The organism is Imperialibacter sp. EC-SDR9, from assembly GCF_902498805.1.
Taxonomy (GTDB): Bacteria; Bacteroidota; Bacteroidia; order Cytophagales; family Cyclobacteriaceae; genus Imperialibacter.
On record NZ_LR701578.1, the window covers coordinates 185,603 to 209,548 of the forward strand.

The 23,946-nt window shown below is 47.6% G+C and carries 22 protein-coding genes; 14 read left to right on the plus strand and 8 right to left on the minus strand.

From position 1 onward, the window contains the following. The first annotated feature begins 58 nt into the window (after positions 1-58). Genes rimO through GC130_RS07805 form a run of 3 tightly spaced genes read left to right on the plus strand, consistent with a single transcriptional unit; the run spans position 59 to position 3,502 of the window. Entirely contained in the window at positions 59-1,369 is a 1,311-nt protein-coding gene (gene rimO / locus GC130_RS07795) for a 30S ribosomal protein S12 methylthiotransferase RimO (RefSeq protein WP_151997717.1), read from the plus strand. 6 nt (positions 1,370-1,375) lie between these two features. Beyond that, a complete protein-coding gene (bshC, locus tag GC130_RS07800; protein ID WP_151997718.1) occupies positions 1,376-2,938 on the plus strand; it encodes a bacillithiol biosynthesis cysteine-adding enzyme BshC in 1,563 nt (520 codons plus the stop codon). Between the two features lie 6 nt (positions 2,939-2,944). After that, positions 2,945-3,502, plus strand: coding sequence for a 5-formyltetrahydrofolate cyclo-ligase (locus tag GC130_RS07805; protein ID WP_151997719.1), 558 nt, complete (start codon positions 2,945-2,947; stop codon positions 3,500-3,502). 69 nt (positions 3,503-3,571) lie between these two features. Here GC130_RS07805 and GC130_RS07810 read toward each other — a convergent pair whose 3' ends face one another. Continuing rightward, positions 3,572-5,314 (minus strand): ABC transporter ATP-binding protein, encoded by a 1,743-nt coding sequence (locus tag GC130_RS07810; RefSeq protein ID WP_151997720.1) that lies wholly within the window; start codon positions 5,312-5,314, stop codon positions 3,572-3,574. A gap of 325 nt (positions 5,315-5,639) precedes the next feature. On the opposite strand from GC130_RS07810, the gene GC130_RS07815 reads away from it, so the two are divergent. Then, entirely contained in the window at positions 5,640-7,256 is a 1,617-nt protein-coding gene (locus GC130_RS07815) for an alpha/beta hydrolase-fold protein (protein ID WP_151997721.1), read from the plus strand. A gap of 139 nt (positions 7,257-7,395) precedes the next feature. Continuing rightward, positions 7,396-8,871, plus strand: a complete 1,476-nt coding sequence (locus GC130_RS07820) for an FAD-dependent oxidoreductase (RefSeq protein ID WP_151997805.1) — start codon at positions 7,396-7,398, stop codon at positions 8,869-8,871. Positions 8,872-9,003: 132 nt separating this feature from the next. On the opposite strand, the gene GC130_RS07825 is transcribed toward GC130_RS07820, so the two are convergent. The 3 genes from GC130_RS07825 to GC130_RS07835 all read right to left on the minus strand — a co-directional run bounded on the left by GC130_RS07825 (position 9,004) and on the right by GC130_RS07835 (position 11,546). Further along, positions 9,004-10,455 (minus strand): potassium/proton antiporter, encoded by a 1,452-nt coding sequence (locus tag GC130_RS07825; RefSeq protein ID WP_151997722.1) that lies wholly within the window; start codon positions 10,453-10,455, stop codon positions 9,004-9,006. An 11-nt stretch (positions 10,456-10,466) separates the two neighbouring features. After that, positions 10,467-11,015, minus strand: a complete 549-nt coding sequence (locus GC130_RS07830; RefSeq protein WP_151997723.1) for a DUF3124 domain-containing protein — start codon at positions 11,013-11,015, stop codon at positions 10,467-10,469. A gap of 129 nt (positions 11,016-11,144) precedes the next feature. After that, entirely contained in the window at positions 11,145-11,546 is a 402-nt protein-coding gene (locus GC130_RS07835) for a hypothetical protein (RefSeq protein WP_151997724.1), read from the minus strand. Between the two features lie 289 nt (positions 11,547-11,835). On the opposite strand from GC130_RS07835, the gene rmuC reads away from it, so the two are divergent. Together rmuC and GC130_RS07845 are read left to right on the plus strand one after the other, a co-directional pair. Then, a complete protein-coding gene (gene rmuC / locus GC130_RS07840) occupies positions 11,836-13,170 on the plus strand; it encodes a DNA recombination protein RmuC (protein ID WP_151997725.1) in 1,335 nt (444 codons plus the stop codon). 59 nt (positions 13,171-13,229) lie between these two features. After that, positions 13,230-13,610 (plus strand): co-chaperone GroES family protein, encoded by a 381-nt coding sequence (locus GC130_RS07845; RefSeq protein WP_151997806.1) that lies wholly within the window; start codon positions 13,230-13,232, stop codon positions 13,608-13,610. Here the strand turns inward: GC130_RS07845 and GC130_RS07850 are convergent. Further along, positions 13,607-14,590: a Gfo/Idh/MocA family protein gene (locus GC130_RS07850; protein ID WP_151997726.1), complete on the minus strand. Its 984-nt coding sequence runs from the start codon at positions 14,588-14,590 to the stop codon at positions 13,607-13,609. The genes GC130_RS07845 and GC130_RS07850 overlap by 4 nt on opposite strands. Before the next feature lie 86 nt (positions 14,591-14,676). Beyond that, positions 14,677-15,906 (minus strand): FAD-dependent oxidoreductase, encoded by a 1,230-nt coding sequence (locus tag GC130_RS07855; RefSeq protein WP_151997727.1) that lies wholly within the window; start codon positions 15,904-15,906, stop codon positions 14,677-14,679. A gap of 106 nt (positions 15,907-16,012) precedes the next feature. Here GC130_RS07855 and GC130_RS07860 point away from each other — a divergent pair, with 106 nt between their 5' ends. The 4 genes from GC130_RS07860 to GC130_RS07875 all read left to right on the plus strand — a co-directional run bounded on the left by GC130_RS07860 (position 16,013) and on the right by GC130_RS07875 (position 19,901). Further along, positions 16,013-16,930 carry a hypothetical protein gene (locus GC130_RS07860; RefSeq protein WP_226940404.1) on the plus strand — a complete coding sequence of 306 codons (918 nt, stop codon included), beginning with the start codon at positions 16,013-16,015 and terminating at the stop codon, positions 16,928-16,930. Beyond that, on the plus strand, positions 16,927-17,337 hold the full coding sequence (locus tag GC130_RS07865) for a DUF2141 domain-containing protein (protein WP_151997728.1): 411 nt from the start codon (positions 16,927-16,929) through the stop codon (positions 17,335-17,337). The genes GC130_RS07860 and GC130_RS07865 overlap by 4 nt, the downstream gene beginning before the upstream one ends. Positions 17,338-17,396: 59 nt before the next feature. Then, positions 17,397-18,335 (plus strand): DUF1684 domain-containing protein, encoded by a 939-nt coding sequence (locus tag GC130_RS07870; RefSeq protein ID WP_151997729.1) that lies wholly within the window; start codon positions 17,397-17,399, stop codon positions 18,333-18,335. 81 nt (positions 18,336-18,416) lie between these two features. After that, positions 18,417-19,901 (plus strand): DASS family sodium-coupled anion symporter, encoded by a 1,485-nt coding sequence (locus tag GC130_RS07875; RefSeq protein WP_151997730.1) that lies wholly within the window; start codon positions 18,417-18,419, stop codon positions 19,899-19,901. Between the two features lie 5 nt (positions 19,902-19,906). On the opposite strand, the gene GC130_RS07880 is transcribed toward GC130_RS07875, so the two are convergent. Further along, positions 19,907-20,779 carry a DMT family transporter gene (locus GC130_RS07880; protein ID WP_226940405.1) on the minus strand — a complete coding sequence of 291 codons (873 nt, stop codon included), beginning with the start codon at positions 20,777-20,779 and terminating at the stop codon, positions 19,907-19,909. Positions 20,780-20,805: 26 nt separating this feature from the next. Next, on the minus strand, positions 20,806-21,801 hold the full coding sequence (gene dusB / locus GC130_RS07885) for a tRNA dihydrouridine synthase DusB (RefSeq protein ID WP_151997808.1): 996 nt from the start codon (positions 21,799-21,801) through the stop codon (positions 20,806-20,808). Positions 21,802-21,861: 60 nt separating this feature from the next. On the opposite strand from dusB, the gene GC130_RS07890 reads away from it, so the two are divergent. Genes GC130_RS07890 through GC130_RS07900 form a run of 3 tightly spaced genes read left to right on the plus strand, consistent with a single transcriptional unit; the run spans position 21,862 to position 23,813 of the window. After that, on the plus strand, positions 21,862-22,803 hold the full coding sequence (locus GC130_RS07890; protein WP_151997732.1) for a CPBP family intramembrane glutamic endopeptidase: 942 nt from the start codon (positions 21,862-21,864) through the stop codon (positions 22,801-22,803). Continuing rightward, positions 22,796-23,002 carry a putative signal transducing protein gene (locus GC130_RS07895; protein ID WP_151997733.1) on the plus strand — a complete coding sequence of 69 codons (207 nt, stop codon included), beginning with the start codon at positions 22,796-22,798 and terminating at the stop codon, positions 23,000-23,002. Before GC130_RS07890 ends, GC130_RS07895 begins: the two co-directional genes overlap by 8 nt. Continuing rightward, a complete protein-coding gene (locus GC130_RS07900; protein ID WP_151997734.1) occupies positions 22,983-23,813 on the plus strand; it encodes a phosphatidate cytidylyltransferase in 831 nt (276 codons plus the stop codon). Before GC130_RS07895 ends, GC130_RS07900 begins: the two co-directional genes overlap by 20 nt. Positions 23,814-23,946 lie beyond the last annotated feature (133 nt).

The window sequence follows — 23,946 nt, forward strand, 5'->3', positions numbered from 1 at the left end:
CCCATTGGCAGATAGAGAACAATTTCGTGGAAACCAGTGGCCAAATCCAATCTGACATTTGAAAACTAAAGGACTAAAAAATACGAAGGTGAACATCGTTACCCTTGGATGTTCCAAAAACTCTGTTGATTCGGAAGTTTTGCTTACCCAACTGCGGGGCAACGAAATCGATGCCGTGCACGAATCGGAAGACGACGATTCCAATGTGGTTGTTATTAACACTTGCGGGTTCATCGATAATGCCAAGCAAGAATCCATCGATACCATCCTGCGCTATGTAGATGCGAAAAAGGAAGGGCTGGTTGAAAAGATATATGTGACGGGCTGTCTGTCGCAAAGATATAAGGACGACCTGGAAAAGGAGATTCCGGAAGTGGATGCCTATTTTGGTACGAGAGATTTGTCGAGGCTTTTGAAGGAGTTCAAAGCCGACTATAAGCACGAACTGGTGGGTGAAAGGATTTTAACTAATCCTGCTCACTACGCCTACATGAAAATATCTGAAGGCTGCGACAGACCATGCTCCTTTTGTGCCATTCCACTGATGCGTGGCGGCCATATCTCCCGGCCTATTGAAGAATTGGTGAAAGAGGCGTCGCACCTGGCCAAGAATGGCACTAAAGAACTTCTGCTTATCGCCCAGGATTCAACCTACTATGGTCTGGATCTGTACAAGAAAAGAAACCTTGCTGAGCTGCTACAGCGCCTTTCGGATGTAAACGGCATTGACTGGATCCGCCTCCACTACGCATTTCCGGCTGGCTTCCCTATGGATGCACTTGATGTAATGGCGGAACGCCCTAACATTTGCAACTACGTAGACATTCCCCTTCAGCATGCTTCCAACAACATGCTGAAGATGATGAGGCGGGGAACCACACGGGAGAAAACCGAAGACCTGCTGGCGACCATGCGATCTAAAGTTCCGGGCATTGCCATCCGTACCACATTGATTGCCGGACATCCGGGTGAAACAGAGCAGGATTTCGAAGAGATGATGGACTTTGTGCAAAAGTCGAAGTTTGACAGGCTCGGGGTGTTTAACTACTCACATGAAGAAAACACCCACTCATATAGCTTTGAAGACAATATTCCTGAAAATGTTAAACAAGAACGAGCCGACGCCGTTATGGAGGTTCAGGAAGCCATTTCCTACGAGCTCAACCAGCAGAAAATAGGCAAGACCTTTAAAGTGTTGGTGGATCGCAAAGAAGGTGGTAATTTCATCGGTCGAACAGAGTATGACTCACCCGAAGTTGACAACGAAGTCATCATTGATGGAAAAGAAAACTATTTACGTATTGGCGACTTCGCCACAGTTAAGATATATGATGCTGCCGAATTCGATTTGTTTGGAGAATTGTTGTAACCTGAAATGAGAGTAGAAAAAATATCCCTGGGAGAGACTGGACAGTTCTCTCCTATTTTTTTGGAGTACCTGGCAAAAAATGAGTCACTAAAAGACTTTTATCAATACTATCCCTCTGTAGAAAATGCTGAGAAGCAGATAGCACTGAAAAAAGCTTTCCCCAAAAAGAACAGGCTAAGGCTGGAGGCAGTACTCGACGAGCAGTATGGTGCATTGGATATGTCTCCCAAGCTGAGAGAGAATATTCACGCACTTTCTGAAGAAAACACATTCACCGTCACCACCGGGCACCAGCTAAATATTTTCACCGGGCCCCTGTACTTTATCTACAAAATTGTGACGGTGATAGATGCCTGCAAGCAACTAAAGGCAAAGTACCCCGATTTCCACTTTGTGCCTGTGTACTGGGCTGCTTCTGAGGATCACGATTTTGAGGAGATTAGCTATTGCTACCTGTATGGCAAGAAATATACCTGGGAAACTGATCAGAAAGGTGCCGTGGGCCGCTTTATGCCCCATTCACTAAGCAAAGTGCTCGATGAGATGCCCGACAGAGCGTCCGTCTTTGAAAAAGCATACCTCGATCACAACAACCTGGCTGACGCTGTTCGGTACTATGTGAATGAGCTATTTGGCCACGAAGGCCTGGTGATGGTGGATGGAGATCACCCGGATTTAAAAAGGATTTTTGCTCCCATCATCAAAAAAGATCTTGAAGAACATGTATCTGGGAAGCTGGTTGACGAAACCACTAAAAAGCTTGACGACGTCGGCTTTAAGACGCAGGTGCATGCCCGGGAAATCAACTTCTTTTACCTGAACAGCATCCACAGGGACAGGATCATAGAAGAAGATGGTATCTACAAAGTCAACAATACTGACCTGTCGTTCACCAGGGAAGAGCTCTGGAAGCTGCTAGAGAAAAGCCCGGAGAAATTTAGCCCCAACGTAATCATGAGGCCAGTGTACCAGGAGGCCATTCTCCCCAACCTGGCCTATATAGGTGGCCCGGCTGAGGTAGCCTACTGGCTGCAATTCAAGGCTGTTTTCGATCATTATCAGCTACCTTTCCCCATGCTGATGCCCAGGAATTTTGGACTGGTGGTACAAAAAAGCCAGGCAAGTAAAATAGAGAAGCTGGGACTGAAACTCGCTGACCTATTTATGGAAGGCCATGAGATCAGGAAGAAGTATGTGAGGGAGAACTCCGAAAATGACCTGCTGCTGGGCGAAGAAAAAGCGGCCTTTGCCAGGCTCATGGAGCAGGTGAAGGCCAAAGCAGTGGCCATTGATAAAACGCTGGATGGCTACATGGGCAAGCAGGAAACCCGGCTACTACAGGAGTTTGAGGGCATGGAGAAAAAGCTGCAAAAGGCCGAAGAGAATAACCAGGCGGTGGCGATCAACCAGATTGAAAGTATTAAAGAGAAGCTTTTCCCGGGAGGCTCATTGCAGGAGCGCCACGACAACTTTCTCAACTTTTACCTCACCAATCCTGCTATTTTGGACGAGTTCCTGAACGGATTTGATGCATTCGACTTTTCCTTCCATATTTTTATGGAAGAATAAGCCACGATGGACAAACAGGCACTTCGAAAACAATACCTGGACAAGAGAAAAGCGCTAAGCTATCAGGAGTGGCAAGCGGCCTGTGACAGCCTGTTTGACCAGGTGAAAGCCAATAAAGAACTTATTGGACGTGGCCCGGTTCATATTTTTTTGCCTATAGAGAAGTTCAAAGAAGTAGACACCTGGCCCATCATTCGCTGGTTGTGGCGGGAGGGGATTCGCACGATGACTTCGCTCACCGATATTGAGCAAGGCACGCTTTCTCACGTTTGGTTTGACGACAAAACACATTTCAACACCAGTAAATGGGGGATTCCAGAACCCGTATATACTCCTCCGGCTGATCCTTCGCTCTGTACCGTGATTTTTGTGCCGCTTCTGGTAGCTGACAAACACGGGAACCGCATTGGCTATGGAAAGGGCTTTTATGATGGATTTCTTTCGTCGCTATCCGAGAAGACAAAAAAAGTGGGACTCTCTCTGCTGCCTGTAGTGGAAGAGATTCACGTAACGGAACAGCATGACGTTAGGCTTGATATCGTTTTGGCACCGAAGCGAAATTGATAACCAACAGCAAGTAGTTACTGGCGAGCCAGCCACCACTTACCGTCTACTGATTACCAATTACCTTCCTTAAATCCTCGCCTGATAAGTATACAGATCGAAGTACCGGCCTTTCTTCTCTATCAGCTCTTCATGTGTACCTCTTTCAGCAATTTTGCCCTGCTCGATCACCAGAATTTGATCTGCCCGGCGGATGGTGCTGAGACGGTGAGCAATGACAAAGGTGGTGCGGTCTTTCATCAGCTCTGCCAAACTCTTTTGGATCATCGACTCACTTTCTGTGTCCAGGTTCGAGGTAGCCTCGTCCAGAATGATCACTTTAGGATTAGCCAGAATGGCCCTGGCAATGGCAATACGCTGGCGCTGTCCGCCGGAAAGTTTCACGCCTCTTTCACCAATCACCGTATCCAGCCCATCATCAAACCGGTCGGTAAATTCGTGCACATAGGCAGCCGTTACTGCATTTTTCAACTCCTCTTCGGTAGCGTTGGGCCTTGGGAAAAGAATGTTTTCCCGGATGGTGCCTTCGAAGAGGAAGTCATCCTGTAACACTACGCCGAGGTATTGACGGAAGCTTTTCAGCCCCACTTTCGACAGGTCTTCCCCATCGAGCGTAATGCGGCCAGTCTTTGGTGTGAGGAAGGTGGCCGCCAAACCCGCTATGGTTGTTTTTCCCGACCCTGAAGAGCCCACCAGGGCTGTGACCGAACCAGAGGGAGCAGTGAACGTAATATCGTGGATCACTTCCTTGCCTTCTTCATAAGCGAAGCTGACATTCTCAAACGCATAATCTCCTTTCAGCTTTTTCAGCTGTATCGGCCTTTCCTCCGGCATGTCTTCAGGATCCATGTTCATGATCTCCTCGGTACGGTCAAGCCCGGCAAAGGCTTCGGTTAGCTGGCTACCGATATTGCTCATTTGAACGATGGGCGCAATCATGAAGCCCAGGTAGAGGGTGAAAGCGATGAAATCACCCATGGTCATCTCGTTGGTGATGATCTGGTAGCCACCTATGCCCATGATACCTGTGGAGGCCAAACCAAGCAGAAAAGTAGCGGAGCTGGTCACTAGTGCGGTGGCGGTAAGGCTTGCTTTCACATTTTGAAAAAGCCGCTCCACGCCAGCTGCAAAAGTATTGTTTTCCTGCTCTTCGGCGTTGAAGCCCTTGATCACCCGAACGCCATTCAGGGTTTCCGTGAGGCGGCCCGTCACTTCGGCGTTAATCACACCACGCTCTCTGAAAATGGGGCGAATTTTCCCAAAGGCCTTCATGGCGATAAAGGCGAAAATACCTACCGGCACCAACACATAGAACGTCATCATAGGGCTGATGCGGATCAGCAGCACCAGCGAAATAACAGCAGTGATACTTCCCCCAACCAATTGAACCAGGCCGGTACCTACCAGGTTTCGCACGCCTTCCACATCGCTCATGACACGGCTGACTAAGGCGCCTGACTTGTTGTTATCAAAATACGAAATGGGCAGCGACAAAATCTTTCTCTGCACCTGTGCTCTGAGTTTACTAATGAGCAGCTGGGCCTCTACGCTAAGCAGGCGGGTGAGAGAAAACGACGTCACGGCTTGCAAAGTAATGGATGCCACCACCGCTATGAGCAACAGCTTAAGCATGTGTAAATCGTGATTGACGATGACATCGTCGATCAGGTATTTGGTGGCACCCGGAAGCACCAGGCTGGCGAGGCGACTAATGATGATGAGCACCAGGCCAACCGCCACAATCTTGCGACGTGGCCAGATAAAGTCTTTGAACGCCTGGGCTACGGTTACTTTTGATTTCGGTTTGGACATGAAAAAAGGGATGGTTGATTTCTCGGTTGTAAGTTAACGGATTAGTAACTGATTTATCGGGGCAAATAGTTCTACCTAAGACGGACGCCCTTTCAGAAAGACGCACACGCAGCATGGATTACTTTAAAAAGAGGCTAGTGTTTTACAAAATTCCCTAAGAATCATCAACCTGCGTTTTTTGATCTTTAATGCCCAGGTTAGTAATATTCCAAATGGTTAGCTCGCAAGATGCATCCATATACAACTATTTTTCACTTACAGGTTTCTTGTCATTAGCCGCATGAAAGCCACTGTTTGAAATACTTTAACAGACGAAACAAATTCAATGTATTTAAGAGTCCCTTTTATTCTTATTGGTTTTTGTGGGTTCTTTTCGTGCTTCTCGCAAAGCCTGATACGTGGGAAAGTTGTTGATGCAGCCGACCAGGAGTCATTGGCATTCGTCAATATCGGCATTGCAGGTAAAAATATCGGCACCACTTCAGCAAAGGATGGCTCCTTTGCGATCAAGATTCCTCAAAGCTACTTCGGGGATTCGCTCACTTTTTCGATGGTTGGCTACTTTGACGTGTCTGTCCCTATTAGCAACCTCAAAACTAATCTTCAGGTCATGCTCAACGAGAAAACCACCACACTCAGCGAGGTGTTTGTTTTGGGAGAAAAACTTATCGAACGCACGGTAGGGATAAGAAAGCGGGGTCTTATCCACTTCACAGATGGCATCTTTCAGTCTGACGATGCATTTGAAATTGGGCAGGTAATCAGGCTGGGCGACCACGCCGCACAGATAACCGGACTTAACCTCCACGTGAACAGCAACAGGCCCGACAGTGCGAGTTTTCGGATCAACTTTTACCGATATGATGGCGCCAAAAGTCAGCCCGTCGAAAGGGTCTTCGAAAAAAGTGTTTTCCAACGCCATGCCATCATAGCGGGTTGGCTGCATTTCGACCTCAAGCCTTACAACATCATACTAACGGGGGACGTCCTTGCTGCCGTAGAATTCATCCCTGAGGGGAAACCGGGCATTGCACCTATCTATTATGAAGTAAAGCTGGGCGGCACCTCCAAAAGCTTCTACCGGGGAAACAGTCTTGGGAGTTGGAACCGACCACCCCATCACTATTGCCTCAACGTGGCGGTACTCATCGACAAGTCGACACCGGAAGTAGACGACGACCTGGAAACACTGCCCACATTCGTGATGAAATCAGCTGGTAGCGGCACGGTCTATAACCTGTTCGTTAGGTTGCCACTGGGCTACGACCAACACCCTGAGCGCAACTATCCTGTGGTTTACCTGCTTGATGGCAATGCCTATTTCGATCCCATCAGTAGCACCATCGACGGACAAGAAAAGAAGAAAAAACAAGCGGAGGTGATTTTGATAGGCATAGGCTATAAGGATGCCTATTTGATGGACTCGCTGCGCAACAGGGATTATACATTTCCGACAGCCAACCCTGCCGACAGTTTTCCTCTGAGTGGAGGTGGTCACAAGTTTCACCAATTTATCACAGACGAGCTTGTCCCTTATGTGCAAAAGAACTATCGAACCACTCCTTCAAACAACAGCCTGATGGGGCACTCGCTGGGTGGCTATTTCGTCCTTTATGCGCTGTTGCAAAATTTGCAAACCGGCCGTCAAAGCACTTTTTCCCACTATGTGGCAGCCAGCCCTTCCCTGTGGTATGGGGAGGAGTATCTTTTCACGGAGTTTCAGGCGTTGCCCGTTTCCGTGGGCTCCAACAGCAGCACCCAGGTATATATGACACTGGGTGCCAAAGAAGAGGATCTTGGCCGCCGTTTTGAGACTTTTGGGCAGCTGCTGAAAAGTCAGTCATCTGTTGAGGTAAAGCTTCATACTTTCAAAGGGCTGGAGCATATGGGCGCTGCCATTCCGGCGTTTGAAGAGGGGCTAACCCGCCACTCCGACAAGTAAGCAGCGGCGCCTATCTCCTCCAGCCGCTAACCCGACATGCTGCTTATGCAATTCAGAATTTTCCGTACATTCAGACATTATTACTGCCGATGAGCGCCTTTTTTCCGGCAGCCTTTATTCGCTAACTGACTACCTACCCATGCACCCTACCTTTACCCGTCGGGACTTTGTAAAACTCAGTTCAATTCTCGCAGCCGCTTTGGCCACACAGCCTGTGCAGGCACTGTCCGTCAACGACCCCTGGAAAACGAGACGGGGCAATAAGCAGAAAGTCATCATTATCGGCGCAGGCATGTCTGGCTTGTCGGCTGGTATGGAACTGCGCAACCTGGGTCATGACGTCCAAATCGTTGAGGGGCAGATGAGGGCCGGAGGGCGTGTGTTCACTGCCCGAAACATGTTTGCTGACGGACTCTATGCCGACATGGGCGCCGCCCGAATCCCTGAAGACCATGAGTGGACCATGAAATACGTGAAGCAATACGGGCTTGAGTTATATCCTTTCAACCCAGCTAAAGGCGGTTTGCTGCACATGGTAAAAGGAAAAAAAATCCGCTATACCAGCAACCAACCAGCTCCATTGAAAGATTATCCCTTTTCGCTCACCCCCAAAGAAGTCGCCATGGACTGGGCGGGCATTAGTACACAACCGTTTCAATCCATCATGACTCAGGTGGGTGATGCCAGGGATTTGAGCTGGCCACCGGCCGCCATTGCAGGCTACGACAAACTCACTTTCAAGGAATTTCTTGTGAGTGAGGGCTACAGCCCGGATATCGCTGGTGCGCTGATGCTGGGTTGGGAAGAAGCAGGGGAAAAAGGACTCTACTTCTCGATTCTTGAGATGGTTCGGGAGACAAGCCTGTCGTTTGGTGCCACTCGCAACAAGATTGTGGGAGGCAATGACCTGCTGCCTCGTGCGTTGGCCAAAGACCTTGAGCGATTGATACAATACGGCACCAAAGTGCTGGCCGTCGATCAGGATGAGACGGGTGTAAGCGTAACCGTGGATAGAGGAGGTGAACGCTCCACACTCAGGGCCGACAGGGTGATTTGTACCCTGCCCTTGCCGGTGCTGAAGAAAATGGATTTTGTGAAGACGTTTTCGAGCTCCAAGCAAACTGCTATCAACAATATGGGGGGCTGGAACCTCGGCCGCACGGCCATGCAGGTAAGAGACCGCTACTGGAAAAAGGACGGCCTGACGGGCTTTGCTGCTACTGACCTTCCTTCCGAAATCTGGGACCCACACTATGAGTCGGATGCCAACCGGGGCATTATCGCCCACTATGTGAAAGGCAGGGACGCTGGTAAGTTTATGACAATGAGTACTGAGGAGCGCCTGGCCTTTTCTGCCAACCATGTTAACTCAGTCTTTCCCGGCCTCAAGCCGCAGCTGGAAGGGGCGTTTATTAAAGTATGGGGTGAGGATCCCTGGGCCGGGTATGCACACGCCATTGGCACACCCAATGACTTAACGTTACACCTGCCCCACCTGATCACAGCCGAGGGCCGGATTCACTTTGCCGGGGAGCATGCTTCGGCCTATCATGGGTGGATACAGGGTGCTATTGAGTCAGGCAACAGGACGGCGAAAGAGGTAAATAGCTTTTGAGGTTAGCTGGCAGGTTATGAAGACACAGCCGGTAACAATTGCCGCCACGGCTGAACTTAGCGTGAATACATATAAAACGATAGAGCAGTAAAGGCATCTTCAGGAAAAAGTGCCTGTGCTGACTCACTTGCGCTAGGCGAAAAGCTCTCTGGTGGAGTCTATGCTGCTGGTATCGTCTCCAATGATATACAGGAAGTCGCCTTCCACAAGCTCTGTGGCTCCCCCGGGCACAAAATACTTTTTGTCCCGTTTGATCATTACCACCAGTACTGACGCAGGTATGCCCAGTTGGTAAATTTTCTTTCCTACCACACTGCTGCCCGCCCTTACCAGTATTTCCGAGGAAGTGCCTTTCACATTTTCGATGAAACCGGAGCTCAACCCCTCAGTTACCTTGTCGGCGTCTTTCACTCCCAATAATTTGGCCATAAAGGAAATGGTGGTCCCCTGAATGGTCACTGACAGCAAAGTGATGAAGAAAACGATATTAAAAATTACATCAGCATTTTCCACGCCTGCCACCATGGGGTAGGTGGCGAAAACGATGGGCACAGCGCCCCGCAGCCCAACCCACGAGATAAAGAGCTTGGTGCGAAACCCGAGCCTGAAGGCCGCCAGGCTCACAAACACACTCAAAGGCCGTGCGACCAGGATCATAAACAAGGCTATAGGAAGGCCAATTGAAATGATGGGAATGATTTGGGATGGAAACACGAGTAGCCCCAGCGTAAGGAACAATATGATCTGCATCAACCAGGCCACCCCATCAAAGAATTTGATAGTCGAGCTTTTGTGGATGAGGTTGGTGTTGCCCAACATCACCGCACAGATGTAAACTGCCAGAAAGCCGTTGCCCCCAATAAAATCGGTGACGGAGAACGTAATAAAGCACAAAGTGAGTGTAAGCACAGGGTACAGCCCTTCGAAATCCAGCTTGATTTTGTTGATCACCAGCTTACTTAGCTTCCCGAAGAGGAAACCAGAGGCTCCTCCCAAAGCAAATTGAAAGAAGAGGCTTCCCAGCGCCGCAACAAAATCTAACTCATGCACCTGTTCAATCCCGACAAGCGTGATGGTGAGAAAGTAGGCCATGGGGTCGTTGCTCCCACTTTCAAGCTCAAGAATGGGCCTTATATTTCCTTTCAGGTTGATCCCTTTTGACCGAAGAATAGAAAATACGGCTGCTGCATCGGTAGAAGAGACAATGGAACCCAGCAGCAGCCCGTCAAGAAGTGTAAAGTCAGATATCCAGTAAATAAACAATCCTACGCTACCGGCTGTAAGAAACACCCCCACCGTGGCCAGGGTAATGCCCTGGCCAAGCACCGGCTTCACACTGTCCCAACGGGTGTCGAGCCCGCCTGAAAACAGGATGATGTTCAAGGCAACCACGCCAATGAACTGCGCCGATACGGGATTATCGAAATAGATGCCACCAATACCATCCGAACCTGCCAGCATGCCAACAATAAGAAAAAGAATAAGGGTAGGCACGCCCAGCTTATAGGTTGTTTTGCCGGCAAAAATGCTCAGCAGCAGCAGGATAGAACCCACCAAAAGGATATTGTGACTGGTTATGACCATCTGCTTTCTGTCTATTTTTTTACTACAAGCCCAATGCTTTTAAACTCATGGTCCCTTCCTGCCGTTTTTCCATACATCAGTGCCTCCACCACTGGCTGGAAGACGGCCGTTTCGGCACTCCATTCTACAAAAAAGTTGGCGCCAGACCCACCCGATTCATCGTTCTGCGGAATAAAGTACTCGATAGTTTCCATTGGCCCCGCTTCTACGATGCGGGGTGTAAAGTGCCTGACCAGCTGGCCTCGGGTGTCGTAGTAGTCAACCCGGGTAATGTTAATTGACGTGGTGGGGTCGGTGTTCCTTATACTCAACAAGATAGAAAGATTCTGCCGGGAATTGTCGGACAATGGGATACTTGAATAGGCGGGTACATACATCTTCTGCCCTCTCGCCAATGTGATATCTGGTGGAGCCACATAGTTTTCTTCGATGTGGCCTTCACTCAATATTGAAATGTCTTCCTGCATCTGGGCCAGGTAGAGGGTAATGACTACGAGAAATATATACCCAAGCAGAAAGCCCCCTGCAATTCGCAGGAGTTGTTTTTTTGGATCATCCATGTAAGCTTCTTTTTTAGTTAAAACTATATAAAGGCAGATTCAATCCGCCTGATATTCCGTATCAGTCTTTTGCGGAGGGGGAAACCTTGCTGCAGCACCCGCCTTCCGGCTGACTAAAAAGAAGGGATGTTACCTGAAGAAATGAAAGGGGAATAGTTGTGTGGACCGGAAAAGGTGCAGCCACGGCCAGGCATTCCCCGCCGATTGAACCAAATCATTGCCATTGACAGGCACAGCCGAAAACGCAGCAGGGCGGGCACAAAAGAGAAGAAGGTAAGGTAGTTGGGTTTTTTGACGAGTGGGATTGAGCCGGGATTGGAATAAAAACTCCACAGCTGTGTCGGATATGAGAGAGGTCAGCTCGTCATCCTGGTGGTCGAAAACCGTGCGCACAGTCTCGTTTCCAGGGGGAAAGGCGATGACGAGTAAAAGAAATAGTGCGATGACCCGGAACCGAAGCAGCATATTGCAAATAACAACATTTGAGACAAAGGGAAAGACAAAGAAGTTCCAGGGAATGGTAAACTTCATTCAACACAGGGTCGGGGTTTTATCTTCAAGCCGTTCAACTTCCCCGAGTTGGATCCCCAAAGCCGGGAGCCATCACGGCTAAAATAGTTTTGAAAGTCATTTTATACTTTGTGTGGGTCTCTTTTAGTAATGCATCTTTAACCCATCAACTTATTTAAGAACAATACTTTTGCCCACTTACGATTGCGGGCAATAAATGAAAATTAGTGGCACATCAGGGAATAAAAGGGTAGCGAAGGTCTTAACTTAGCGGCACTATTTTCGGTGCTAAAATTCTTACACGTTAACCATGGATTTGATTTCACTCCTTATCGGATTAGCCATTGGCTTGGTGGCTACAGCACTTGTCCTGCTAGCCAGGCAGTCGACCACCAAACAAAGTTTGCAACGTGAGTTTGAAGCAAAAAGCAATGAGCAGAATACACAAAACGCCCTACTGAAGGGCAAGCTGGAAGAGGTGGAGAAAGAAGCAGCTGGGTACGTGCAAGAGATTAAGTCAGAAAGAGAAAAGGTAATTCAACTGAGCACAAGAAATTCCACGCTGGAGGCCAATTATAAAAATCTACAGGAGAGGCTGGACGAGCACAAAAAGGAAGTGGCTGAGCTCCAGCAACGTTTCACCGTAGAGTTCAAGCACCTTGCTCAGGAAATCTTTGAAGAAAAAAGTAAAAAATTCACTGACCAGAATAAGACGAATATAGCCGAGGTGCTCAATCCGCTACGGGAGAAAATAGCCGAGTTTGAAAAAAAGGTGGAAGACACGAACAAAGAAAGCCTGAAGTGGAACAGCAGCCTGAGCGAGCAAATCAAAAACCTCCGTGAGTTGAATCAACAGATTACCAAAGAAGCGGAGAACCTCACCCGAGCCTTGAAAGGCGACAGCAAATCACAGGGAAGCTGGGGTGAAATGCAGCTGGAGGCGATCCTTGAAAAAGCCGGTCTCCAAAAAGACATCCACTATTTCAAAGAGAAGAACTTCAAGAATGAGGACGGCTCCAATCAGCGCCCCGACTACATCATCAAACTTCCGGATGAAAAGTATCTGGTCCTTGATTCAAAAGTGTCGCTAACGGCCTATACCAACTTTTTCAATGCCGAAAACGACCTGGAACAAGCGAAATTCCTGAAGCTGCATATTGATAGCATTTACAGCCATATCAAGTTGCTCGGCGAGCGCAACTATCAAAATCTTTACGAAATTAGCCAGCCCGACTATGTGATGATGTTTGTGGCAAACGAACCTGCACTGACTGTTGCTTACAAAGAGGATCATGCACTCTATGAAAAAGGGCTAGACAAAAATATCGTGCTGGTGTCCACCACTACACTCCTTGCCACCCTGCGCACTATTTCGTACATATGGAAGCAGGACATGCAGAACAAAAATGCTGAGGAAATTGCCAGGCAAGCCGGCGCACTCTATGACAAATTCGATGGCTTCGTGGCCGACTTGGTGAAGGTGGGCAACAGCCTTAAACAAACCAAAGAAAACTACGATTCGGCAATGAATAAGCTGGTAGATGGCAAGGACAACCTTGTTCGTAAAACCGAGCGGTTGAGAGAGCTGGGAGCAAAAACCACCAAGCAACTTGACCAGAGGCTCATCGACAGATCAATGGACTAAACTGTTTTGTGCATTTTTTGGTTTAAGAGTAACTTTGAAACCTGATGAAGGGAAAAAGAATGGAATTGACAGCAGACAACAAGCTGAAAAAGCTGGTGATAGTGGGCGACAGGGTATTGGTCAAGCCAAAAAAAGAATCAGAGAAAACCGAAAGTGGGCTTTACCTGCCTCCAGGAGTGCAGGAGAAAGAAAAAATACAAAGCGGATACATCGTGAAAGCCGGGCCTGGCTACCCTATTCCTATGCAGGCCGACGACGACGAACCCTGGAAAGCTGAAGAGGACAAAGTGAAATATGTACCGCTTCAGGCAAAAGAAGGGGACATGGCCATTTTCCTGCAAAAGGCTGCTTTTGAGGTGCACTACAAAGGCGAAAAGTACTTCATTGTGCCGCAGTCGGCTATTTTGATGCTGGAGCGGGAAGAGGATTTGTTTGATTAAACATCCGCCTCGTACTTCAACCCAATTTTTTCCCTGATTCTGTCGAGGGTCTTTAACACAAGGAGGCTGTCGCCATAGCTCCAAAGATCGCTCTCTGTTTTGCCTTCATCCAGGCATTTGTGCACTTCTGCCACTTGGTAGTTAAGCCCATTGCTTGGGTAGTCAAACTTCACAAGCCCCCGGGGCTTCCAATCGGTAAAAATATTGATATTGGTTTGCCCCCAAAAAGGCTGATCTATCTGGATGCGGCTCTTCGATCCGTTGATGCTGGCCACCTGAGTATTATTTGAAATAATGGAGCACGAAAGGCTGGCAATTGCCCCATTGTCATACTCCAGCAGCATAGCACACTGCTCATCCACACCGGTTGGCCCAATCACTCCGCTGGCCTGTATTTTTGTCGGCTCACCCAGAAGGGCTGTCGTGAGAAAAACAGGGTAAATACCCACGTCGAGCAATGCCCCGCCGCCTAATTCTTTGTTAAAAAGCCGGGCTCCAGGGTCATAGGGAGCTTTGAAACCAAAATCAGCCTGGACAGAAACAACATGACCGATCTCCTCCTTTTTCACTATCTCAATCACCCGCTTCATCGATGGAAGAAACCTTGTCCACAAAGCCTCCATGATAAACACACCTGACTCACGGGCCACCTCATATACCTCTTTGGCCTGCTGGTAATTCATGGCGAAGGGCTTCTCGCAAAGAACTGGCTTGCCAAAACGCAGACAGGCCTTGGCCAGTGATGCGTGGGACGGATGCGTAGTGGCAATGTAAACTATGTCAACTTCCTTGTCGAGAATGAGATCTTCATAATTGTCGTAAAACGTCTTCGCTTCAAAACGTTCAGCAAAAGCCTCTGCATTTTTTTTGTCTCTGGAGGCCACTGCTACCAGCTGGGCAGTAGGAATCACTTTTAACGCTTCCGCAAATTTGTGGGCAATCCTCCCCAGTCCTACAATCCCCCAGCGATAGGTATTCATTAATTCTCTTTTATTAGAATAGTATTAGACAAATCTTTAGCTAAATACATCAATATTTTCATTTGAACGCCAATTTATAACAATAGTTATACTATCAAACCACTACTTTTTAACCTGCTGAGTGAGAGCAAAGTAGGGAGCCCCTGCTGACCGGCGATAATACTTGCTGCCAGCTTGCCCAGGCCAGGCCCATGCTTGAAACCATGTCCCGATCCTCCACCCAGCAACCAAACGTTTGAAGCTTCGGGATGTGTGTCCAGAATAAAGCTCCCATCAGGCGTATTTGTGTATTGACACACCCTCGACTCAACCAGTGGCAGACTTCCCAGGCCCGGAAACCGGTGATGCGCATAATCTCTTGCTCTCTCCACTTCTGACTCTTCTGGTATCCGGCTCTGGGTTGTTGGATCAATTTCACGACCCCGCTTGTCGGACGCTACCTTAAAGCCCCTTTGAAAGCCCCCGGGAATGCCGTAAAAGCCCCCATCATTGGCCATATCAATCCAGCCGGGCAAATTTGCTTCAAAAAAACCAGCTTTTGCATCAGGCAAACCAAAGTAATGTACTTCCTGCCGGGTCACGGCCAGGTGCTGTCCGAGCACCTCCGGAAACAACGACTTGAGCCACGGGCCACCGGCGAACAGGTAGATGTCCATTTCATGCCTGCCTCCTGATGAAGTTTTACAGCCACCCATTTTACCATTTCTAACTGAACCTGGCGTCAGCGCCTCTGCAATATATTGGCCTCCCTCAGAGACAAATTTTTTCAGCACAGCCTGACAGCTTTCCCTGGCTTTAAGCACACCTGCCTTTTCTTCCAGAATCAGGTATGAAAGATCGGAACAATTCACATACGAAAACCGATCCGGCACTTCAGTGGCTTTGTAAAGCTGGTAAGGAAGCTTCAAACCATCCATCTGAACGACGGCGCTCTCCATCTCGTTGTCATTTTCACCCACCATCCACAAATTGCCCGTAGTATGCAATAGCTTGCTACCCTCCCATGCTTCCGTTTCCAGCCACATATCGTACGACTCGTTGGCCAGCTTCGTATAAAAGCTATTGCTTCCGTACACGCTCCTCATCAACCTTGTTTCTCCACCAGAACTTGATAGGGAATTGCCTGCGCCCCATGGGTCAAACAGCGTTACTTTGTAGCCAAGCCTAAGCAAATTCAGCGCTGTCCACCCGCCAAAGGCACCCGCACCAGCCACAGCAATACGGGTGGACAAAGGAAGCGCAGGCTTAAAAACATCCGCAACATTATCGGCCTCAGCGTATCTGGGAGCGATGGTCGACATATTTTTCCAGGCCATGGGGTATAATTATTTTGATGTGTTATTAGAGTTCAGGTAACTTGATTTTACTTGGTAAATGAAATTTATGTAATATTGAATTAGAACCTTAATTAAAAAGAAAATTATGGAAGAACAGGCGTCGGGATTTCTTTTGGCTTGGCACAACTTCATGGAAAATGGAGCCTATATATTGATTGCTCTCGCAGTTGCTATATACATTATTACAAAGCTTCGCATTTCCAGTTTTAAAGAGCTCAAGCAGAAGTATGATTTTACCAGCAAATATGAATCAAAGCTCCTTTGGGTGATGCATTTGTGCATTGCGCTGGCCATTACAGCGTATGCCAACACTTACAAAGACGAGACAGTCGAACTGAACTTTGTGTGGTTCTTCGTTAGGCTGTTTATCACCATTGCCATAGGTACTTTGTACGGTTATGTTGCATTTCTTATCCTTAAATTCTATTACCCTACAGCCCAATCAAAAAGGCTGAAAAAGTTCAGATATACTCCCCGGGTCAATCCTAAAACTGGCAACAAAATGAAGCTGCTTAGTGAAGAAGAAGAGGATGTTTACCTTGACGAGGGGATGCAGGCGGAAGAGAATATCTTCAGTGTTGATTACGATGTATGGATAGATCAGGAAACAGGCGAAACTAAGATTGAAAAGTATCCGGGCAACCTCATTGCGATTGAGTGCGACAGGTGTGGTTTCCAAACGCTGAAGCTTGAAAGCGAGGAAATAATCAGCGAAGCCACGGAAACAGAGGAAGGCAAAATTGTTCAGCACTACAAATGCTCGTACTGTAACCGCATAAAGCACAAAGACAAGAAATTGGGGCTGGTTAGAAAAGACGGCCAGTTTATTGTGCCGGAGAACGCCACTTTTGTTGATGATCCTTTGGGTGGTAAAAAGGTGATTCTTATCAAGGTGGAGATTCATGCCAAAGACGGTGAATCTAAATCCTTCGAGTTCCAAAACCTTAAAGAGGCGCAGAAATTCATGGACGAGTTTGACTTTGACCGAGTAGTGGAAAAGTGATAGTAGTAGTTCTAAGCCTTCTTTTGAATTGGCTCCAAAGCGATTCATCAGGCACACTTACTGTGGAGGTCAAAGGGATAAAAAACGTAAAGGGCGACATTCGTGTGGCCCTTTACGATTTAAAAGAAAATTTTCTCACAGATCGGCTTTACAAAGGCAGGGTAGAAAAGGTAAAAGGAGAGTCGGCGCTGGTGCAATTCACAAGTCTTCCCTTTGGCTCTTATGCCATTAGTGTGTTTCACGACGAAAATGAAAACGGCAAGCTTGATACTGGCCTGTTCGGCATACCAAAAGAACCTTATGGTTTTGGAAATGATTCCATGGGGGTATTAGGCCCTCCTGATTTCGAAGAAGCTTCAGTTAACTTTCAGGCAAAGACTGCCACCCATAGCATCTCGCTTCGATAATTCGTCAGATATTACTATCTCGTAAAAAGGAAAAGCATAGTCTACCGACCAATCCAGCCATGAAAGTCTCAACGATAATTGTCCGTCTTTCCTTTTTATCGCTTATCACGTCATTTCTTTTGACCTCTTGCGACCATAAAATGTCGGAGGAAGAAGTAGCAGCTTACAAAGTAGCACATCAAAAATGGCAACAGGAACGAATCGAAAAACTAAAGGCCCCCAACGGCTATGTCAACCTTGCAGGCCTTTACATCCTTAACAAGGGCTTGTCTACCTTCGGGTCGGATTCGTCCAATAAGATTGTATTTCCTGAAAAAGCCCCCGCTTTTCTTGGTAAGCTGCGAGTGACAAATACCAAATCTGTACTGTATGAGGCTCCCTCTGAGCCTGTGGTAATGATGAAGGAAACAGGAAAAGACTCAATTTGGGAAGCCCCGGCCCTGCAGCTGGTTTATGACGACTCGATGCATATGAGTCTGCAAATGAGCCACGAGGCGCTTACCTGGTTTGTTATCAAAAGAGGTGATGAGCTGGCAGTGCGCCTGCGAGACTTTGAAAACCCAAAATTAGACTCTCTTCAATCGATCGATTCCTACCCTGTGGATGTGAATTGGGTGGTCACCGCTGAATTTGAGCCGTACGATCCCCCTAAAGTGCTGAAAATCCAAAACATCCTTGGCATCACTTATGACCAGCCAAGCCCGGGCAGGCTTGTGTTTGAAAAAGATGGCGAGGAATATGCGCTCGATGTGACAGAAGAAGGTGATGAGTTTTTTGTGACTTATGCTGATGAAACAACCGGAGAAGAAACGTACGGAGGTGGCCGCTATATGTATACTACAAAGCCCAACAGCAGCGGGGAAGTGGTGATGGACTTCAACAAGGGATACAATCCACCCTGCGTGTATACACCTTTTGCAACTTGTCCGCTTCCTCCCCCTCAAAACAAGTTGAAGGTGGCAATATTGGCCGGGGAAAAATTTGCCCGCCACTATTGATTGTCCACACTTTTGATCAAAGGATTGGGCTTTTCTGTGCTATTTTCTAATTTCAGGCACCTACCTAAATATATCCACTGAATGGAAAGCAAATCGCTGGCTTCTAAAATTGGACTCGTGCTGGGGCCCGTCCTTTTCATTATCTTCCAGTTTATAGTGCAGCCCGAAGGGATGAGCGAATCGGGCCGCTCCGTCTTAGCCTGTACCCTTTGGGTAGCCACCTGGTGGACAACAGAAGCCATTCCTATGGCTGCTACTTCATTATTACCCATTGTGATACTTCCATTAACCGGCGGCGCCCAAATTGACACAGTGACAGCCGCTTATGGCAATAAAATTTTATTCCTCTACATGGGAGGCTTTATTATCGCCATTGCCATGGAGAAGTGGAACCTGCACAAAAGAATCGCCCTCACCATTATTTCATGGGTAGGCACCAACAGCCGGGGTATCGTGCTCGGCTTCATCATCGCTACGGCGTTCCTTTCCATGTGGATTTCGAACACTGCCACTTCGCTCATGATGGTGACTATTGGCATTGCGTTGATCAGTCAGCTTGGAGGCATTATCGACAAGAGTGACATGCCCGACAAAGTGAAGCTAAAGGCAAATTTGGGGAAGGCGCTGATGCTCAGCATTGCCTATGCGGCTTCCATCGGAGGCATGGGAACATTGATAGGTACGCCTACCAATGTCGTTTTCTCTGCCATTGCTCAGCAGCTTTTTGATGTCGAAATATCTTTTGCTCTTTGGATGGCTTTTGCGATGCCTCTTGTTGTCGTTCTCTTAACAATCCTTTGGTGGTATATGGTGAGGGTTGCCTATCCGCTGCCCAAAAAACCACTGGCGGGCGGCAGGAAGCAAATCGAAGACGACCTGAAAGAACTAGGCAAAATGAGCTGGGAAGAAAAAGCCGTTTTTGCTGTCTTCACCTTAACAGCCTTTTCCTGGATAACCAGTTCATTCCTTCTCAAAAAAGTCCTTCCTGGTCTTGACGACACCATCATTGCCATGAGTGGAGCATTGGCTTTGTTTCTGGTTCCTGCTAAAAGTGAAGCGAACAAAATGGTCATGGACTGGGAGTCGGCGGTGAAGCTCCCCTGGGGGATAATTGTGCTGTTCGGTGGTGGGCTGGCATTGGCAGCTGGCTTTCAGGAATCTGGCCTGGCTGAATGGATCGGCCAGCAAATGTCGTTGCTCGAAGGCGTTAACCTCCTGCTTCTTATTTTTATAGTCGCCCTCATGCTCAATTTCTTAACCGAGGTAACTTCCAATGTAGCCACAGCTTCTATCATGCTGCCGATTTTGGCTGCACTTTCTCAGTCGATTGGTGTGCACCCGTTTGGGCCAATGATCGCCGCTACGCTCGCTGCCTCCTGCGCTTTTATGCTGCCTATTGCCACTCCGCCAAATGCCATTGTATTTAGTTTTGGCCATGTGGAAATGAAAGATATGATTCGAAAAGGCTTTGCACTGAACCTCGCCAGCACGGTGCTGATAACGCTTTCTGTTTATTTTTTGATGGAGCTGGTGCTCGGTATCGACTTATCAGTGAACCCGTTTTAGGTGAACTACTTTCTGTTGGCAATAAAAACACCCGCAAGAATAAGCGCCATGCTTATATAGTGGGTGACAAGTAGTTTTTCTCCGTCCAGAAGACCCCATATCACCGCAATGAGGGGTATGATATAAGTGACTGAACTGGTGAACAGGGGTGTTGAAATCTGCACAGTTTTATTGAATATGATCAATGCAATAGCTGTCCCGACAACGCCGAGAATGCTTATATAGCCAAGGGCCTCCCAGGCCCCTTTCGTATAGATAATTTTTGTGCTGAAGTCGGTGGCGCTTGCCAGAATAACCAGGGCCAGAGGCAGCACCATAAGCAGCGAAACACTGGTAATTGTCAATGGCTTCAGGTCTCCCAAATACGCCTTGATGATGTTCAGGTTGGTTGCGTACATGATGGTAGCAAGCACCACAAAAAGCGCATAAAAATTGAAGCCTGAGATACGGCCATCGCTCCCGGCAAAAATCAAAAGTACCGTACCCACAAAGCCAATAGCAATGCCAATAGCGTTCCTTCTGGTGAAAGTGGAGCTAAAAAACCAGCTCCCTATCAAAATGGTAAAAAGCGGCGTAAGTGCGTTGAGCGACCCTGCCAGCCCGCTATCGAGATGCGTTTGAGCAAGGGCAAATAAAAAAGCAGGCCCGAAACTTCCTACAAAACCAGCAAGAAGAAGAATCTGCCAGTTCCGCTTCGAAAGTTTGCCAATACGGCTTACTGCCACCGGCGAAAGAAACAAGCCCGCTGTCACTATCCGAAGGGCACCAAGTTCCAATGGAGAATAGACTTCGAGACCTCTTTTTATCAGAATAAAACTGCTACCCCAAATGAAGGAAAGTGTAATCAATAAAAGCCATGCGAGTGCTTTGTCACTCATCTGGCTGGCTGGCTTGCTCATATTGTCTATGCCTCCACGAAAGCGTTCATGAATTCCTGCTCCATTTCACAAAGCAGTTCATCAACCTGTTCATAGGCGTCGAACTCTACAAGCTTTTGCCTGTAGGGCTTTATGTTGGGGATGTTTCTAAAATAACTGGTGTAGTGCCTGCGCATTTCCAGAATGCCGGTCTTCTCACCCTTCCATTCAACAGAGAACTTAAGGTGCTTTCTGGCCACCTCTATTCTTTGCTTCATGCTCGGCGCTGCCAGCTTTTCTCCGGTTTTCATGAAATGTTTGATCTCATTAAAAATCCATGGATAGCCAATTGCTGCCCTTCCTATCATGATGCCGTCTACTCCATACTTGTTCTTGTATTCAAGCGCCTTTTCCGGAGTGTCAATGTCGCCATTGCCAAAGATCGGTATCTGTATCCTGGGGTTTTCCTTCACTTTTCTGATCAGTGTCCAGTCGGCCTCACCCTTGTAGAGCTGCGCTCTGGTTCGACCATGTATGCTCAGGGCTTTTATCCCTACGTCCTGAAGTCGTTCTGCTACCTCTTCTATGTTGATGCTGCTGTCATCCCAGCCAAGCCTGGTTTTTACTGTCACTGGCAAGCTGGTAGACTTCACCACTGCCTGAGTCAGCCTGACCATCAACGGAATATCCCGCAGCACCCCGGCACCCGCACCTTTGCAGACCACTTTCTTCACCGGACAACCATAGTTGATATCCAAAATATCGGGCTGGGTGGCATCTACTATTCTTGCCGACATCGCCATGGCCTCCTCGTCGCCACCAAAAATCTGAATACCAATAGGTTTTTCGTAAGGAAAAATATCGAGCTTCTTGCGGCTTTTTATGGCGTCACGGATGAGGCCTTCGCTGCTGATAAACTCGGTGTACATCAGGTCAGCGCCGTTGTCTTTGCACACTGCACGGAACGGGGGATCACTTACATCCTCCATGGGTGCGAGCAAAAGCGGGAATTCTCCCAGTTCTATGTTACCTATTTTTACCACCGTATGTCTACCTTTAGGGCCGAATGTGACCAGTTGTGTTACATCAGCTAATCTAACAAGATGCAAAAGTACAATAGTTTCCTTGAAATCAGAGATTTGAAGGGGCCGGGGCTTGGCCTGCTTCAGCTGGTTTTATTTTGTTTTGGTGGAATGATCGTGTTTCAGATAATTTCCGTGATGCCGCTGATGCTGCTTTTTAATACGGGGTTTGAAGGAACAATGAGGCTCCTGACGGACATGGGCGACCCACGATCCAAAGTGGCGCTGTACACCACCCAGGCTGTGGGATCGCTCGGAGCGTTTATCCTGGTGCCCCTGTTCTACATCAAACTCTATCAAGGCACAAAAGTGAGCACCTATTTTTCCGTTGACACCCGAAATTGGCAACCATTGATTTATGTCACCCTGATCACTTTCTGTTTCATGGTTGTCAACAGTCTTTTCATAGAATGGAACCTCAACCTGAAGTTTCCGGAGTTTATGAGTGGCTTTGAGCAATGGGCGCAGGCGAAAGAGGAGCAACTTAAAGTGATTACCGACTACCTGACTGACTTTTCAGGTTTTGGCGAACTACTGGTTGCATTACTTGTTGTGGCCATTATACCCGGCATTGGTGAAGAGCTGCTTTTCAGAGGTCTCATCCAAACCCGACTTCAGCAACTCACACGCAATCCACATATCGCCATTTGGGTAGCAGCTATTTTCTTCAGTGCATTTCATTTTCAGTTCTATGGCTTCGTTCCCCGGATGCTCCTGGGTGCCCTTTTTGGCTACATTTTCTACTGGTCGGGCAGTCTGGTGCTAGCCATGGTGGCGCACTTCTTTAACAACGGGTTTAGCCTGGTGATGCTTTACCTGTACAAAAATGACCTGGTCGGGTTCAACATCGACGATACAGAGACGGTGCCTTTGGAAACAGTAGGGTTTTTCTTTATTATTGGTGCTGCCCTCACTTACCTCTTTATTAAGTTTCACAGGAACCTGGAAAACGCTGATGGATAACTGGCAAAAGGTGTTTACAAATAACCAACAACACAAAGCGGAAATTGTGAAGGCAGTGTTAGAGGAAAATGATATTTCCGCTGTGGTAGTTAGTAAAAAGGATTCTCTCTATCAGTTGGGCAACTATGAGGTGTATGTTTCATCTGAGAATGTCCTCAGCGCTGTGAAAATGATCAACGATGACATCCATTTTGAATAGGTTCAACAACCTAACCCAAAGAATTATTGCCGCAGTCATAGGAGCCCCCATCTTGCTCTTCCTGATTATTTACAGCCCCTACACCTATTTTGCCATTTTTTTCATTCTGACTCTTCTCACCCAAATGGAGTTTTATAATCTGGTGCGGCTTCACGGCATTTTGCCGTTGCGCTTCCTGGGTTGCTTTATTGGGGCGATTATATTTTGTCTCACCTTCTTTGTTGAAACTGGAGAGATTGACGGTAAATACGCCTTTCTCGTTTTTCCTTTGCTGGCCACCATCTTTTTTATCAAGCTCTATAAAAAGAACGAAAAGAACCCATTTACCAATATTGGTTTTACCTTTCTCGGAATTATCTACGTGGCGGTTCCTTTTGCTCTCCTTAACTTTATTGCCTTCTCAAGAGGGGAGTATCATTGGGAGATAATAGTCGGCCTGCTGCTGATACTTTGGGCAAGCGATACCGGTGCCTACTTTGCAGGTGTCAACTTCGGCAAAACCAAGCTCTTCGAAAGAGTGTCTCCAAAAAAGTCCTGGGAAGGCAGCGTGGGTGGTGCCCTAACTTCCCTGGCTATGGCTTATGGCCTTTCGATGTTCTTTACTGTATTGCCCCTCTGGGAGTGGCTGTCCGTTTCAGTCATCATCATCGTCGCCGGAACCTATGGCGACCTGGTGGAGTCTCTTTTCAAAAGAAGCATGGAAATCAAAGATTCGGGGAAAAGTATTCCGGGTCATGGAGGGTTTTTGGATCGATTTGATGGTTTGCTGCTTTCTGTCCCTTTTATTATCGTTTTCCTAAGGCTTCTTTGATTTTACCAGCGTGCTAAGCCAGCATTCTACAGATAGTTGACGTCTTTGCTAAAAAATGTACATTTCAGCTTTTTTGAGCAAACTTTCTATTGCTTTTAGTAGCTTTGCCACCGAATACAACACATTAACCCTA

What these genes read in the sequence shown, in the direction of transcription:
- bshC (WP_151997718.1), top strand. Translation starts at nt 1,376, where the DNA reads ATGAGAGTAGAAAAAATATCCCTGGGAGAGACTGGACAGTTCTCTCCT.
- GC130_RS07805 (WP_151997719.1), top strand. Translation starts at nt 2,945, where the DNA reads ATGGACAAACAGGCACTTCGAAAACAATACCTGGACAAGAGAAAAGCG.
- GC130_RS07810 (WP_151997720.1), bottom strand. Translation starts at nt 5,314, where the DNA reads ATGTCCAAACCGAAATCAAAAGTAACCGTAGCCCAGGCGTTCAAAGAC.
- GC130_RS07815 (WP_151997721.1), top strand. Translation starts at nt 5,640, where the DNA reads ATGTATTTAAGAGTCCCTTTTATTCTTATTGGTTTTTGTGGGTTCTTT.
- GC130_RS07820 (WP_151997805.1), top strand. Translation starts at nt 7,396, where the DNA reads ATGCACCCTACCTTTACCCGTCGGGACTTTGTAAAACTCAGTTCAATT.
- GC130_RS07825 (WP_151997722.1), bottom strand. Translation starts at nt 10,455, where the DNA reads ATGGTCATAACCAGTCACAATATCCTTTTGGTGGGTTCTATCCTGCTG.
- GC130_RS07830 (WP_151997723.1), bottom strand. Translation starts at nt 11,015, where the DNA reads ATGGATGATCCAAAAAAACAACTCCTGCGAATTGCAGGGGGCTTTCTG.
- GC130_RS07835 (WP_151997724.1), bottom strand. Translation starts at nt 11,546, where the DNA reads ATGAAGTTTACCATTCCCTGGAACTTCTTTGTCTTTCCCTTTGTCTCA.
- rmuC (WP_151997725.1), top strand. Translation starts at nt 11,836, where the DNA reads ATGGATTTGATTTCACTCCTTATCGGATTAGCCATTGGCTTGGTGGCT.
- GC130_RS07845 (WP_151997806.1), top strand. Translation starts at nt 13,230, where the DNA reads ATGGAATTGACAGCAGACAACAAGCTGAAAAAGCTGGTGATAGTGGGC.
- GC130_RS07850 (WP_151997726.1), bottom strand. Translation starts at nt 14,590, where the DNA reads ATGAATACCTATCGCTGGGGGATTGTAGGACTGGGGAGGATTGCCCAC.
- GC130_RS07855 (WP_151997727.1), bottom strand. Translation starts at nt 15,906, where the DNA reads ATGGCCTGGAAAAATATGTCGACCATCGCTCCCAGATACGCTGAGGCC.
- GC130_RS07860 (WP_226940404.1), top strand. Translation starts at nt 16,013, where the DNA reads ATGGAAGAACAGGCGTCGGGATTTCTTTTGGCTTGGCACAACTTCATG.
- GC130_RS07870 (WP_151997729.1), top strand. Translation starts at nt 17,397, where the DNA reads ATGAAAGTCTCAACGATAATTGTCCGTCTTTCCTTTTTATCGCTTATC.
- GC130_RS07875 (WP_151997730.1), top strand. Translation starts at nt 18,417, where the DNA reads ATGGAAAGCAAATCGCTGGCTTCTAAAATTGGACTCGTGCTGGGGCCC.
- GC130_RS07880 (WP_226940405.1), bottom strand. Translation starts at nt 20,779, where the DNA reads ATGAGTGACAAAGCACTCGCATGGCTTTTATTGATTACACTTTCCTTC.
- GC130_RS07890 (WP_151997732.1), top strand. Translation starts at nt 21,862, where the DNA reads ATGCAAAAGTACAATAGTTTCCTTGAAATCAGAGATTTGAAGGGGCCG.
- GC130_RS07895 (WP_151997733.1), top strand. Translation starts at nt 22,796, where the DNA reads ATGGATAACTGGCAAAAGGTGTTTACAAATAACCAACAACACAAAGCG.
- GC130_RS07900 (WP_151997734.1), top strand. Translation starts at nt 22,983, where the DNA reads ATGACATCCATTTTGAATAGGTTCAACAACCTAACCCAAAGAATTATT.